General features: G+C 59.0%; 11 protein-coding genes and 1 pseudogene. 6 read left to right on the top strand and 6 right to left on the bottom strand.

Annotated features, from left to right (window positions below; all coding sequences use genetic code 11):
- Positions 1-100 precede the first annotated feature (100 nt).
- Positions 101-325, bottom strand: coding sequence for an AbrB/MazE/SpoVT family DNA-binding domain-containing protein (locus BMI87_RS19750; protein WP_078523223.1), 225 nt, complete (start codon positions 323-325; stop codon positions 101-103).
- On the opposite strand from BMI87_RS19750, the gene BMI87_RS22310 reads away from it, so the two are divergent.
- Together BMI87_RS22310 and BMI87_RS19740 are read left to right on the top strand one after the other, a co-directional pair.
- A complete protein-coding gene (locus BMI87_RS22310) occupies positions 318-623 on the top strand; it encodes a hypothetical protein (RefSeq protein ID WP_146681695.1) in 306 nt (101 codons plus the stop codon). The genes BMI87_RS19750 and BMI87_RS22310 overlap by 8 nt on opposite strands.
- Positions 624-839: 216 nt before the next feature.
- Entirely contained in the window at positions 840-2243 is a 1404-nt protein-coding gene (locus BMI87_RS19740; protein ID WP_168175244.1) for a plasmid recombination protein, read from the top strand.
- 139 nt (positions 2244-2382) lie between these two features.
- On the opposite strand, the gene BMI87_RS19735 is transcribed toward BMI87_RS19740, so the two are convergent.
- The 4 genes from BMI87_RS19735 to BMI87_RS19720 are packed head-to-tail and all read right to left on the bottom strand — an operon-like array spanning position 2383 to position 8650.
- Positions 2383-3216 (bottom strand): hypothetical protein, encoded by an 834-nt coding sequence (locus BMI87_RS19735; protein ID WP_078523220.1) that lies wholly within the window; start codon positions 3214-3216, stop codon positions 2383-2385.
- Positions 3201-4400: a hypothetical protein gene (locus BMI87_RS19730; protein WP_078523219.1), complete on the bottom strand. Its 1200-nt coding sequence runs from the start codon at positions 4398-4400 to the stop codon at positions 3201-3203. The genes BMI87_RS19735 and BMI87_RS19730 overlap by 16 nt, the downstream gene beginning before the upstream one ends.
- Positions 4397-5017: a hypothetical protein gene (locus BMI87_RS19725; protein ID WP_078523218.1), complete on the bottom strand. Its 621-nt coding sequence runs from the start codon at positions 5015-5017 to the stop codon at positions 4397-4399. Before BMI87_RS19725 ends, BMI87_RS19730 begins: the two co-directional genes overlap by 4 nt.
- A 3-nt stretch (positions 5018-5020) precedes the next feature.
- The gene (locus tag BMI87_RS19720; RefSeq protein ID WP_168175243.1) at positions 5021-8650 is read right to left on the bottom strand and encodes an ATP-binding protein; all 3630 of its coding nucleotides are present in this window, start codon (positions 8648-8650) and stop codon (positions 5021-5023) included.
- A 548-nt stretch (positions 8651-9198) separates the two neighbouring features.
- Here BMI87_RS19720 and BMI87_RS19715 point away from each other — a divergent pair.
- The 4 genes and pseudogenes from BMI87_RS19715 to BMI87_RS22305 all read left to right on the top strand — a co-directional run bounded on the left by BMI87_RS19715 (position 9199) and on the right by BMI87_RS22305 (position 13159).
- Positions 9199-10191 (top strand): annotated as a pseudogene (locus tag BMI87_RS19715) (IS5 family transposase).
- A gap of 644 nt (positions 10192-10835) precedes the next feature.
- On the top strand, positions 10836-11129 hold the full coding sequence (locus BMI87_RS19710; protein ID WP_078523216.1) for a hypothetical protein: 294 nt from the start codon (positions 10836-10838) through the stop codon (positions 11127-11129).
- Positions 11130-11141: 12 nt separating this feature from the next.
- Positions 11142-12536: a hypothetical protein gene (locus BMI87_RS19705; RefSeq protein WP_146681694.1), complete on the top strand. Its 1395-nt coding sequence runs from the start codon at positions 11142-11144 to the stop codon at positions 12534-12536.
- The gene (locus tag BMI87_RS22305) at positions 12533-13159 is read left to right on the top strand and encodes a hypothetical protein (protein ID WP_146681693.1); all 627 of its coding nucleotides are present in this window, start codon (positions 12533-12535) and stop codon (positions 13157-13159) included. The genes BMI87_RS19705 and BMI87_RS22305 overlap by 4 nt, the downstream gene beginning before the upstream one ends.
- A gap of 409 nt (positions 13160-13568) precedes the next feature.
- Here BMI87_RS22305 and BMI87_RS19700 read toward each other — a convergent pair.
- Positions 13569-13973: transposase (locus BMI87_RS19700; RefSeq protein WP_146681692.1), on the bottom strand; the 405-nt coding region annotated here is incomplete at its 5' end.

Raw genomic sequence — 13973 nt, 5'->3', positions numbered from 1 at the left:
GGGGCCTTTTGGTGACGCAGCTCGAACGCGCCGCCGTGGCGGGAACTCTGTCGATCATGGATGGCAAGGACGGCGGCAAACGGAACCCAGATCGGTTCCGTCATGCGAGTGCCTGCAGGAGATCACGGTTCTCATCCATGACGATCTCCGCCGCCGCCAGTGCAGCTACCACAGCGGGATCATGAGGGGTGATTTTCAGGCTGCCATCATCGCCACGCAGGACGAAAAGCGTGTCGCCTTCTTTGGCGTCGAGGATCGTCAGCATTTCGGTCGTCAGCGTCATGACCGCGGAGTTGCCAACTTTTCGGACCTTCGTTTTGATCATTACATGGCTCCTTGCGTATATTGAAGTATATACGCGCCGCGCCACGAGCGGAAAGCTGTTCAATACTCACCCGGAGGGTCTGGGTTGGCGCGATGCCTGTTCCGTGAAAGGCGGCGGCCGTGACTTCAGCGCCGAGCATACTCTCTCTTTCCAGATCGCGCAAAGCGCCGCTGCCGCCAGAGAGCAGGATCCTGGCGTCTGGAAAGCGATGCGCCTCAGTCAAGGAAACAACGTGAAAAAAAACTTCAGGAAGCGGTTCGGTTTCCGAGCCGCCTGGTGTGAAAAGTTCCTCTTCTAAAAGGTTATCCCTAGTAGGTCAGCCACTCCAAACATTCTCCGACATTGAGCATGGAATTTTCCTGAAATTTTCAGACCGGAATTTTCAGGTTGGCGAGGGACAATTGGTCTCATGAAAGACCTTGCAAATCCTCCCGCCGATCTAGCGCGCTCCAATCCTCGGGCTGCGTCGACCCATATACAAACCTGCACCCTCTCAAAGGCGAAGAGTCAGCGCATGCATGACTATCGGTTGGGGCGCATTCCCGCCTATGTCGACCAGACGAAGCTGCGCGACAACCGCGTGCTGATCCGTTTGCGTCCGCTTACACAGGTGCGCGCCGAGAATGCGCGGCTTCGCGAACAGGCCGGTCGGCAGCGCAAGATGAAATCGAACGCGGCCGTGGTCATGATAGGAGTGATCACTTTCGGCGTGCTTGCCGCACGAGATTTCATGAAGCTTTCGCCGAAGCGTCAGAACAGGGCATTTAGAAAGCTCGCCCGGAGCCTCGCCAAGAAGTTCGCCACAAAGGTGGAGTCACTGGTCGTTCATCTCGATGAAACGACGATCCACGCGCATTTCATGCTGCGCGCCTACGACCATTCCGGCCACGCGCTCAGCGACAAAATCAAGCGCGATGCCACCACCTCGATCCAGGATCTCACGCACCGCGTGCTCGCGTGCTTCTGCCCGGGAATACAGCGTGGGCATCGCAAGCTCGATCGCCTTGCCGCAGGAGCGAATTATGTCGAGACACTTCACCGGAGTGTTCGGGCCCTCCACCAAGACCTGCCGCGGGAGATCGAAGAGCGGGAAGCAGAACTCACTGCAATGGAGATCGCGAAGGCAGAGCTCCAGGCCGAGATCGAGGAGGGGCGCAAAGATCTCGATCGTCTGAGCGAGGAGCAACGCACCGAGCGCCTTGCCCTGGCGTCACAGAAAACGCAAATGGAGGCCCGTGCGCGGGATCTCGATGCGCGGGATGCGGATGTTCGGGCGCGAGAGGACAAGCAGCAAGAGCGCGAGGATGGGCTCGACCGGCGGAAGGTGAATATCGACAAAAACGCAGCAGATCTCGGCCAAGCGCAAGACAGGCACGCGCTCATGGCAGACCAACTTGTCAAGCGAGAGGAGGAGGTCAAGGCGGCGCGCGCGGAGGCCAATAAAACCCAGTCGACCTACAGGGGCGCGCTTGCTGCAATGGAGGGTGCCCTTGCGGAAATTTCAGATGGAACCCTGCGGCGCGACCCGGCCACGGGTAAGCTCATGATGAAGGATGCATCTCTTCTACGGGCGCTCCCGGAGGAGTTGCGAATGGGGCTCTTGCGACCCATGCGTGGGCTCGTGGATATCCGGTCTCGGGTAAATCAACGATCCAGGGAACTCGATAGAAGGGGCCGGGACTTCGAGGAGAAGCAGGCCGCCGTTAGCGAGGTCATCGCAGCACTTGCCGAAGGCCGTGCTGAAATCTCGGGTGGCGACATCGTGATGGAAGATATGCCTGCCTCCCTCAAGGCGCTCGGTGAGACTGCGGAGGACTGGATGATCCAGGCTGTTCTCGATCTCATCGTGCGGGCTGGGGAGGCTGGGGTGATGCGGGCGTCGCAGGATGACGAGATTGAGGGGCCTGGTTTGGGATGAGCGGTCGATGCGTTTTCGCATGCCAGCGGGCTCGCCTTGGCGCAGTGACGGTCGGTCGAGGGGGGGCTCGTTTTTCGCACGGGAGTTCGAAGAGTGCAGGGCAGTCCCAACGAGGCCGTTTCCTAGATGCCGGCAGGGTCTAGCGCACAAATTCTTCTTGCGGCAGGGCGCGCCCGGTTTCCTTGAAAACGGCCCAGTATCTCTGGATCTCAGGCACGGTGCAGTTATCGAGACTTTGCTCGACCATCGGGAGTTGAGCGAGATATCGGTCAGGCAATCCACGCCCTGACATGAGAATCGCTCGGATTTCGTGAGCAGGTGGTAGCGCGAGCCCGGCAAAGCCCGGGTAGGTCATGGCAAGGTGGAGGCCTGCGGGATCCGGGTCGGGCAAGACATGAATCGGTTTCCCAAGGTTCGAGCTGAATTTACGTGCGGCGTCGATCGTGTAGCCGTGGGGTTGGCCCCGGTAGAGGACGAGCGTCCCATGGAGCTCGATGGGAAGATCGTAAGAAAGACGATGGAGGCGCTCGAAGGCTTCCCAGTTTTCGACCAAAAGGATGCGGTCATAGTCATCGAAGTGACGTGCATCTTCCGCGGAGATATCGAGGTTGATCCCATCGGGCAGGGCGATCTCGGATCCGCGAAGTTTCAGGCCCCGTCCCGGCGCGGCTTTCACCGCCACGCGCGCGGCGCGCACGCTTTGACGGGTGATCTTCTCATTGGTGGTCACCGAGAGCGCCTCACCTCGGCTCAGCCCCTCGAGATCAGCGAGCCGGGTGCCGGGCGGGACGGCGAAATCTCGTTCCAGTATCTCGATCAACGCCTGGCGCGCCTTGGGCCCAAGGATTACCTGGCTTGTGCTGGCCAGCGGAAATGCATTGTCTGCCAGGTAGTGACGAAGCTCTTGTGAAGGTTTGAACTTGCCTTTGGCCTCAAGCGCCCGGAGGGCGGATTTGATCAGACGATCCGACACAGTTCGATATCTCCAATCGTGACATTGGCCGCGGCGGCAAAAGCGCGATCGTCGGTGATCAGGTTCTCCTCGTATTCGTCGGAGGCCTCCATCGTCGTCCAGCTCAGCAGGTGTTCGAGGAACCGCGGGACATCGACGCTCTCCTGACCTTCGGCCCATTGCCGCGCAGACAGGAAATCATCATGGCCATCCACGACAGACAGAAAGACAGACAGGGCCTGCTGTTCGACAGAGGTGTCGTCTTCCACTTCTTCGGGCATGGCCTCTTTGCGGCGTGCGCCAACTGCGCGCATGGTGACGTCCTTGGGTTTGCTGGCCTTAAGTGAGGATGCAACGCTGGCCAGCCGTTCCCGGGCGCCCTCATCAACGAGATTGAGCATCAAGGGGGAACTGTCCCCTGTGACCCGAAGCATTCTAGCCGACGGGGCTTCCAGGGCTTCCTCGAGACGAGCCGTCCCGTGCTTCTTGAGATATTGCCGAAAGGCACGCATCCGGGCAGTCGCTTCCGCGATGTGGCGGAACTTGAACATATACTCGGTGAACACACGTGAGATCGCCAGCTGTGCCGCGGACCACTTGCTGATCTGCTGCACGATCGCCAGATTGTAGGTGAGGCCCGCTCCTCCCAAGGTTCTATTGGAAAACCGCTCATGCAGGCTTTCCCGGTTCAGCTCCTCGAGGACCGATTTCAGACGGTCGGCCCGCTTCAGATAATAGTCGTTCTGTCTACGCTTCTCCTCATTGGACTTCACATTCGAAAAGCGCGTGTGCATCACTTGCTCGAACTGGAGGAGTTCCTGTTCAATCATCTCGCGGATGTCGAACAGGCTCATCTCCAGATCATCGATTGCAAGATCGAGCTCGTTGATCCGTCCGGCGTTGGCTGCCTCCTCGAGCGAAGCAAGCAGCTGTTCCATCCGCTCGACCTCGTCAGTCAGGTTGCCGCCGATCGCGAAACGCTGCTGGCGTTGCGTGTGCTCGTCGAAGAACTCTCGGATCCGGCGGGTGAGGCGATATTGGCCGTTGCGATGGGGCGCCATGATGCGCGCATCGTGAAGCGAACGCAGCGCCGCCAGGTTCTCGTCGGTTTGACTGATCGCGCCGCTGAAATAGGCGTCTTCCAGCAGGTCGGCATTTCGATGCAGTTGGTTGATCAACCCGCGAATGTCGGATTTCGGGTTCACAGAAGCAGGCCTTCCTGCTCGACCTCTTGCACGAATTCCTCCGCGCCGGGCGCGTTTTCGATGAAAAAGGCGACATGATCTTGGAAAACATCGATCATCCCGGTGACGCGGTAGATCTGACGCTCGGCATTCTCCAGCTTGAGATACCCCCATTGCTCCATGCGGGACAGAACGACTTCAAGCCGCTCGCGATCGGTCTCGCCAGATTTCCCCCTCAGTTGTGTGACGATCTCGCGCAGGTCCGAGCGCAGCTTGCTGTCATTGTCGATTTCCTTGCCGATCTCGATCGCCTGGACCGCATCGCCTGCGCTCAGCATGTCGTCACGGTGCATCGCTTGCATGCAGAGTTCCAGAAAGTCGAGCACGGGCCGGGTTTCGGTCATGATCCGGGTGTGCAGCGTCTTCATCTCGGGGCGCTTGACCGCATTGGGATCGGTATAGACCAGATAGAACGCCCCGCCATTGGCGGGCGAGATGATCCGCCGGCCGATCCGCGCGAGAAACTCGTTGGCGTCCTCGAGGCCGTTGCCGTTCGCGAGATAGTCGTAGCTCCGCGCATCGGTCACCGGGCAGACAACTGCGCCTTCAAGCAGCTTGTTGATCACGGTCTCAAACATCGATCACACCTCTTGGCGCTTGGAAACAGGGCAGGGCAGAAGCCTCTGCGATTTGCGTCCGGCTCCGCGGACATCGGCGAGCTGGCCATTGTTGAGCAGCTTAACCCGGTAATCGAAGAGCGCGTTGACATTGCCCATGGCTGAAGGCGTCGCCGCGATCATGTTGATCTGGTTGCGATCGAGCATCTCGAGGAGCTTTCGGGTGTTACCCTCATCGATATTGCTCAGCTCATCGAGCGCCCAGATGAAGCGCACCGGGGACCGGCCGCGCACGATATTGACGAAAGCCACCATGATCGTCGTCATGATCAGGTAGGAGACTCCGTTCGACGACAGGTTCTTCATGTCAGTGCGGGCATTGAACTTCTTCTGGTTACCCTTTTCGATGATGTGGCCTTCGATCCGGATCTGGTCGCGCAGGTTCGCCGAGATCCCGTTGCGGGCATTCCAGAACCGCAGGAGATCGGTCATTGCCTCGGAATAACCCTCCGGCGGGTCGGTGTCGTGGGGCTGTGAGATCCAGGCTTCGTGCAAGTCGCGCAGGCGCTTCATTGCCGGCATGAATTCGAGTTCTCGGATTGTGGATTTGATGGAGACCCGCAGGTCTTCGACCACGGTCATGAAATTGTTGTCGTTCAAATGCGATTGAAGCGTGCGGTTCTCGGCCTGGATCTGCTGCTCCAGCGACATCAATCGCTGATAGCCGCTCTTGATCGAGTTTCCGACGATGCTGGCGTCGTGGAGAAGCTGTGCGCGCTGCTGGGTGTGCAGCTCGTCATACCATTCGATGAAGGCCGGAACCCATTCAGGCCCCTCATATGTCGAGGAGAACCCTTCCTTCGCGGTTGCGAGGTGCTGCGCGGCCGGGCTGTGCGGCTCGCGCTGGAAGACCCGAGAGATCTGCAGAACGCCTTGGCGGAGTTTCTCGGAGAGCTTGCCAACGGCCCGATCGGCGTCGTTGAGATCGTTGATCAGCTCGTCGAGCTTGCGCACGGTCGTCTCTGCCGGCGCGATCATTGCAATCTCGTTTGGATCGATGGCCCCGAGACGCTGCGCGATCCGCTTCTTGTCTTTCTCGCATTGCGTGAGCTTCGCCTGGAGCGCGGTAATCTGGTCGGTCAGCTCATCATGACGCTTTTGCCAGTTATCGACGATGGCGCGCCGGACAGCCTCCAGTCGTTCGCATTCCCGGGCCTGCAGTTCTCGGCGCGATCTGAGTTCGGGCAGAAGCGGAAGCTTCTCGCGGGTGACGTATTTCCATTCGGCGACGAGGTCTTCGTTCGCGCGGATTTCGGCAAGATCACTGGTCGCTGCGGAGATCTGGACCTGAATTTCTTCAAGCAGTCTGGTGTCGATCCCCTTTGCAGCCAGCGCGGCCTTGAGTTCTTTCTCGAGCTCGTCTTTTCGATCAGCAATCTCGTCGCGGATGTCGCGGCGCTTGCGCTCATTCTTCTCGACGTCCTGGTCCCGCAGGGCTGTGATTTGCCCGAGTTCTTCGCGGTGGCGCGTCCGCATCGCGGCGACGGCGCCATCCTTTTCCTTGATGAGCTCGGAACGCTTCGTGCGTGCAGTCTCGAGTGTTGTCTGGGCGACCTTGATCCGCTCCTCGGCATCGCGCTTTGCGGTGAGGCGCGCCTTGGCGACATCCGCTTTTCGCGCGTCATGGGTTTCGGTCGCGGCGGTGCGTCGGCGCTTCAGGGCCTCGATTTCGGTTTCCTTGAGCGTAACCGCGTGTTCCGCATCGGTCAGCGCCCGCCCCAGGTTTCGCAACTCCGCTTCCAGCGATGTCTGCTCATTTACTTCTTCTTCGAGCTCCGCGCGCACCTCGTCGATCGCGGCATCGATATTGGACAGGTCCGCCTGATCGCAGGGGACAAGCCGGTCGAGATCGACTTGAAGGCCAAAGAGCGAAGAGGTGTCATCGATCATTTCCGGAGACAGATCGACATTGGACAGAAGCTCGGGGTTGATCACCTTGCCGATCGTATCGCCCCAGTCCTCACGATGCTCGCGCAAGAAAGCCAGGAGGCTGCCGGGAGCAGGTTTGCGGGAGGCCTTCAGGTGGTCGAGCTTGTCCGAAAGAGTCTTGATGCGGCTCACGAGGTTCCCGAGGCGCTGGTTCGCCTTCTGCCGACTGTCCTTTGCGCTCTGCGCACTCTTCTCGAGACGCTTCAGCTCGTCCGCCTCGGCAAAGAGAAGGGAGTTGACCTCTGCGACCGCAGCTGCGGCCTCGTCTTGTTGATCGAGGACGTCCTGAGAGGGGGACGGGTTGCGCCCGGCTTCACGGGCGGCGCCCAGATCGCCGTTGGCCTTGTCGACTTGCGCATCTGCTTCGAGAATAGAGGGCTCGAAGGAGGAGGTAAGCTCGCGCTCTTGCTCGATGTGGCGCGCCTCAGCCTCCTTGGTTTTGCCCTGAGCGACTTTGCGCAGCGCTTCATCAGCGTCATAAAGGCGCTGGATACGCAGCTCACCGCTCTTGTCAGCCTCTCCCTTGAGTTGGTCGTAGTGCGCGGTGAGAGCACGCTGTTCTCCCGCGAGAGCATTATAACGGCTCTCTGCTTCGCGCAGATCGTCTTCGATTTCTTCTTTCCGCTCGGCCAGCCTTGCCTTGCCTTCGGCATCCTTCTTTACAAGCTGGGCGTGGCGTTTCTCGATCTCGTCGATCTTGTCATTGGTTGACTGAAGCTGGCTATTCGCTTCTTCGCGCGCCCGTTGGGCGTTACGCGCTTCCTCGGTGAAGGTGGACTGCTCTGCCTCGTATTTCGCGGCGGCGGCACTTTTCTGTTTTTCTGTCTCTCGTTCGGTTTCCGACAGTCCGCGTTCGAGATGCGTCAACTCGCGGATCGCCGCGATGCGCCGGGCCTTCTCCCCAATCAATTCCTTGCTTTGGCGCTGGAGTTCGCGGGCCTTGGGCTCATACTCCATCACCTCGCGATAGGAGCGATATTGCATCGGCCAGTTTTCTATATTGGACCGGTCGCCTTCGACCTGGAGATCGGGATCGCCTGCAAGAAGCTTGTCGGCCAACATGCTCTCGATCGCCTTGAGGCTGACATCGCGGGTCAACATCGCGTGGATCACCTGATCGGCGTTGCGCAGCGGCTTGTTGAGCTGGGAGATCGTGTATTCAGTGATCATCTGCGCGAGGAATTTGCGGCGTTTGGGGTCGCCGTGATCGACCTTCAGTCCAAGGATGATCGTGCGGTAATCGAGGATCGTGTCGACCTGCTGGGAGGCCACGTTGTAGCCGCGATTGCGCAGGTGTGAGGCCAGGTTGTCGCTGCTGACGAAATCGCCGTTCTCGGTGACGAACATGTCCTCATAGAGCGCCGAGCGCACGAAGCGGAAGACGAGCTTGTCGTCACTCAACGCCGAATGGATGATCACGGAACGCGGATAGCCGTCGCGGTGCTGGTATTCGAAAGCGATGTAGGAGGACGCACGCGGGACGTAGTAGCGATAGAAGTCCTTGCCCTGCGTCTTGTCGGAGATCTTCGACGGCGGCACGCCGAGAAACAGCGGCATGAGCTGGATGACGGAAGTCTTGCCGGCGGCGTTCTGGCCTGTGATCAGGGTGTTTCCATCGAGCGGGATTTCAGCGATCGCCCCTGTGAAGGGTGTGGTGTCGATCATCAGCATTCGGGTTGGGCCCGGGATCGACCTCTGGTCGACAAATTTTTTTGGAGCTGTATCACCAACGCTCTGCGCCAATGTCCTGCTCGTGGCACCTGATTGGGAAGCGGGGGCAGTGTTTATAGCTTCGTTTTTCATCTACGTGTCGCTGTGCTTAGGCATTTCTGCCGTCAAATTTTACTCAACCCTAGGTCTAGAGATCCGACGCTTCGACCCGGATTTGCCGGGAGAAGGCTTGTGACAAACGATTTCGAATAAATTGTGCAATTACGACTTGAAAAACAATCCCAACAAGAGGACGCAGCCGCGAAACTAAGGCGGCATCAGAAGTCGCGTGCGGAGATCGCAATCGTAAGTAGCATGGGTCGGAACAGGTCGGCGTAGGGTCGAGCGTGGCCAACCGTAGACGTCATCCAGTCTCGTTCTGCGCCGATCGCTGCTTAGGCCAATCGGCGCAGGTTGGAACAATTGCTTGGTGCGCAAAGGCTCTGTTGCACAAATCCCGTGAAGGGATTCATGTTGTGAATCCAGCGTGGTAGCTGGCCAGCATGAGCAGACCGACGCCCCCGACCTACAAGACCAGGAACTGGCCATCCTACAATGAAGCGCTCAAGCGCGTCGCGTCGCGACCTCACTGACGATCTGGTTCGACTCCGAGATGAGCTGGGAGGCCGCGCCGACCGGCAGGCGCGGTCGCCAGCAGAGCTATAGCGACGCCGCGATTCAGACCTGCCTTTCGATGAAGGTGTTGTTCGGTATGGCTCTGCGACAGACGACTGGGTTCGTCGAGAGCTTGTTGCGCTTGGTCGGCCTTGAATGGGCGGTGCCCGACTTCAGCACGCTGTCTCGTCGCCAGAAGACGCTTGCCGTGAACATTCCGTATCGCGGCTCCAAGGGGCCGTTACACCTTCTTGTCGACAGCACAGGGATCAAGGTTGAGGGTGAAGGCGAATGGCACGCGCGCAAACATCGCGGCCCAAAGCGGAGTGTCTGGCGTAAGCTCCATCTCGGGGTCGACGAGCAAACATTGGAGGTTCGTGCCGTCGAGATCACGGGAAGCAACATCGGAGATGCTCCGGTTCTGCTCGACCAAATCCCCGAGGATGAAGAGATCGGCAGCGTCACGGCAGACGGTGCCTACAACCCGGGGCTTCGCCCGTTCAGGGCTGAATTGATCCACTGGATCAATTCCGGGACGCCCTTCACCCCGCAAATGCCATGACGTCATCGCCGAGCGTGGCGCTCATGCCGTCATCCCGCCTCGCCGGAATGCGAAGCCTTGGAAGACCGCCACCGCTGGCGCTATCGCACGCAACGAAACTCTGCGGGCATCTAAGTATCTGGGCCGCGCCCTGTGGCGACGATGGAGCGGATACCACCGCCGGAGCCGCGTCGAAACCAAGATGCACTGCGTGAAACTTCTGGGTCAGCGCCTCATGGCGCGGGACTTCGATCGCCAGATCGCGGAACTTCAGGTCCGCATCGCCATCATGAACGGTTACACCGCGCTCGGCATACCCGTCACGGAAGCTGTGGGATAAGTCCGTCCGGGGAAAGGGGAACCTCGGCCATCAAACGATTTGTGCAACAGAGCCTCTCAGTCCTGAAACCGGACTGCCCCAAGCTGCAACTTTCGAGGATCAGCTCGCCTTGCTCAGGGTGACGAGTTGGTTGCTCCGCTCAGCAAACGGGGCGGGCCATCTCTATGCGTTTCGCATCTCGCATATGCATTCCGGGTTTCATGTGTCGTTTATCGAGCACCATGGCGTTTGCCCTGCTCCTCCGAAGATCAACGTGCCTTCTTACTCTTCGCGCTCGGGTCGCCTTTCGTATCTGCTCTGGCGAGGAGCTCGTATCTTTGCCTTGTCCCTGCAGTCCAGAAAACGAACGCAGCCGAGAAAGACACTGTAACGGCGCCTGCGTTCGGTGAGCCAGCCTTCACTGCAATTGGGGCAGGCTGGTTGCTCCTGATAGGGCACTGTTTGCCGCTAAACGGTTTTGGCGATCGACAGCATGCCCTGGGGCTACGTGCCTAATCCAGAAGGATCGTCGCGTGCGCACTTCTCGCAAAAATTGCCAAGTCCTATACCAAAAATAATTATCATAATTACCAAATATTGCGATTATGGCATAGTCCAAAGTAATCAGATCAGCCAGATTAAGGACATCCAGAGGGAGATGTTCGATGCGCGATACGATTTCAGAACTGCATGTCACGAAGCATGCCACTCTACGTTGCCAGCAACGGGGCATTCGCCGAGAGGATCTCGCGGCATTGATATTTTATGCGGATATCGAGGTTCCGGCGGGCGATCGCGCGATCCTGATCCAGGTAAGCAAGGCGCGAGCTAGGCAACTCAACCTCGGCGACGGGCTGGCTCGCATGGGCGCAATCCTGTCCGATGACGGCGCAATCGTTACCGTTGCGCGCATTCACAATAACCGACGCGGCAGAGCTTGGCGTCGGGGCCGCAACTGAGCGGGGGCTACAATGAACGAAGAAGCTAGAAATCATCACAACGAGGCGCGCCGCAAGGTCCGTGCTCGTGTCGAAACGCTGCTCTCGGGCGGGGCACCCAAACGGCTGACGCCAAGGGCTCGTTTGGAAGCTGCAGCCTATATAAGCGCCTTGGTCACGAAGATACGAGCGAAGGAAGATGGTCCCAGCGTGACGAGCCTTTGCGCTATGCTAGGAGAGCGAATGTCGGACAGCCTAGAGCGATCGTCTCGCGAGCCTTTCAGGCTACACCGTTGGATGCTTAAGGCTGGGGTCACCGAAGTCACCAAGGATGTTGCGGCAAGTTATGCGCATCGCGCGGAACCTTTGCGCACAACGGCCACCTACCTGCTTTTGGTGGAGCATCTGGCACCGCTTGCGGGTCTAGACGTGCTGGATACCCAGTCTGACTTGTTAACAAGGCTCAACATCGCCGATGGTCCCCGGGGCGCCAAGACGGATGAACCAGAAGCCGCGCAGAAACTGGCCCAGAAATTGCACCAACACGCCGCAGCCATGGCGCGAAACCTAGATCTTGCCCGCCTTTTCCAGCGCGCCGAGCAGCTGCAGATCGGATGGGATCCCAAAGTAGGAGCGGATGCGAGAACGGATCTCGTGTTGCACGACAGCGCGTATTTCAGAGCAAAGGAGCCGGTTGCGTCTCGCTGGTGGTTGGAAGTTGCGGCACCACCGCTGCCCTCCGTCAAGGTGGCACGGTTGGCCTTCGGTCGGCTAACCGGTGTATTTCGGTTGACCGACGAAGATAGCAACGTGCAGGAGCTTGAAGGTGAAGCGACTGCTTACTGGGATTTGCATGTCGCGCTTGGCCCGGCGGGGCCGTTGACTGTCGGTCCTTTGTTTCTGCGCAGCACCAGCGTCGATCTTAGGTTTCTGGAACGCTCGTTCTGCCTGCCTGAACTTCAGGATGATGTATACCAGTTCGTCAGCGGCTACCCATCCATGCCCTGCATTGAGTGGGAAGCGCGCACCTGGAAGGTCTCTTGTGACGCAGAACCACAGTATAAGGCACAGCCGGGAGCGTCAGACGTCGAGCCGCCTTCGGCAACAGTGCCGAATATTCGGTTAGAACCGGTGACGCCCTCAACCATTACCGCTTGGCTATTGTCTACGCAGGCGCCGGAGGACATCGACCTTTTACCCATGCCACCAGGAACGCCCACGGGATGGATCCGCGTGGAAAGTTTTGCACGCAGCGTAGAGGCCGCAATCCGAGATGGGCGCATGGACGCGCTATATAGCGACTGGGTCCTGCGTTTCACCCGCGGCCTCGACGATTTTGAACTCGAATGGCGCCGCGACTGCGCTGAAGGCGATGCAGCATTGCGTGTGCGCTACCAAGAAGCTGAACTGAAAGGGGATCAGGCGTGATTTTGAGTGATTGGCACGACCGTCTCGAGCAGACCGAACGCGAACTCGGATTGGATGACGGCTTCCGCTTTGTTTATGGTCCCGCTCCCACGCTTGAAAAAGGGAAAATGGCCTTCCTTTCTCTGAATCCAGGCCGTGCGCCATCAGGCACCATTGCGCGGCAGGTGGCTGACTCTCGGGGTAATTCTTATGAGATGGAAAAAAGCACGACACGCTCTCCCCTTACTGACCAGGCATTGCGGTGCTTCTCCTTTTTCGGCTTCAAACCGCAGAACGTTATGACAGGTGTAGTCTGCCCATTTCGGACACCGATCTGGTCTGATCTCTCGAATTCTCAGCGCCGACGCGCCCTTGCCCTTGGTCAAGAGTTCTGGGCCGCCCCTTTGAACAGAGAGGATCTAGATCTGATCGTTTGTTGCTCTAATGAGGCCGCGCGCTGCGTTACTACGTGGACGGCTGCTAAACTTGAGGCTGAAGCTTCAGCGGGATGGGGCGAAATCAAGATCAGCCGGTATCGAACCCAACGGGGTGTGCCCATTCTGACATTGCCCCATCTCTCGCGCTTCAAGCTCTTTGGTCGCCCTGCCTCTGAGGCTGCGATCCGAGTCCTCATGGGGCTCTAGGCCTAGCCTGAAGCCATGCTTGGTATGCGTGATCAAAGCGACCGCAATGGAATGAGGCGAGCTCTTTTGTTACTTTTGCGAGCCTTTGTAGTCCCGCCGCTATGCGTCGACTGGCACCGGTCTTCCGCCGTTCCCGGCTTCATGGTTGGCTTTGAGCTGAGCCGGGGCGGCGCGACGCCCGTTTTATGAACGGCGACAACCATATCTTTGGCGCGGGATGTGCCCTCACGCTCTCGTCCCAGCAGGTCGGGAAATCCATTTGCCAAGGCAAGTCGGATCACCCTTCCAAATGCGAGCCTTCAAACAGGGGGTGCTCGTTTTGCTGTATTTGTTCAACGCCGCTTTCGAAAGATTTCAGTGGCTTACGAGGTGGTAGGGGTGTAAGCGGCGGCTGCATCCCACCCCAGGTTCAGCTTGACGGCTTGAAGTTCCACGGGAGAAGTTCGTCGATGCGGCCTTGCGGATGGCCGGCGGCGATGGCCTCGAGGAGGGCTTTGAGATAGGCGAAGGGCTCGACGCCGTTGATCTTTGCGGTCTCGATGAGCGACGCGATGCGTCCCCAAGCGCGCCCGCCTTCGTCATGTCCGGCGAACAATGCGTTCTTCCTGTTCAGAGCGATGGGCCGGATCAAGTTCTCCACGCTGTTGGAGTCGATCTCCACCCGCCCATCGTGCAGGAAGGTCTGGAGCCCGTCCCAGTGCCGGTGGATGTAAGCGAGCTTCTCGCCCAGACGCGACTTGGCGGAGACACGCAGACGTTGCTGTTTTAGCCATTCACCGAACTCGACCACGAGGGGCGCTGTGCGCGCCTGCCG

It is taken from the genome of Thioclava sp. F28-4 (assembly GCF_002020045.1).
Classification (GTDB): domain Bacteria; phylum Pseudomonadota; class Alphaproteobacteria; order Rhodobacterales; family Rhodobacteraceae; genus Thioclava; species Thioclava sediminum.
This window is presented reverse-complemented; position numbering and strand designations above follow the sequence as displayed.

Bases quoted from the DNA above. Each gene is read 5' to 3' on its own strand.
- BMI87_RS19705 (WP_146681694.1), top strand. From the start codon at position 11,142: ATGAACGAAGAAGCTAGAAATCATCACAACGAGGCGCGCCGCAAGGTC.
- BMI87_RS19750 (WP_078523223.1), bottom strand. From the start codon at position 325: ATGATCAAAACGAAGGTCCGAAAAGTTGGCAACTCCGCGGTCATGACG.
- BMI87_RS19725 (WP_078523218.1), bottom strand. From the start codon at position 5,017: ATGTTTGAGACCGTGATCAACAAGCTGCTTGAAGGCGCAGTTGTCTGC.
- BMI87_RS19740 (WP_168175244.1), top strand. From the start codon at position 840: ATGCATGACTATCGGTTGGGGCGCATTCCCGCCTATGTCGACCAGACG.
- BMI87_RS19720 (WP_168175243.1), bottom strand. From the start codon at position 8,650: ATGATCGACACCACACCCTTCACAGGGGCGATCGCTGAAATCCCGCTC.
- BMI87_RS19710 (WP_078523216.1), top strand. From the start codon at position 10,836: ATGCGCGATACGATTTCAGAACTGCATGTCACGAAGCATGCCACTCTA.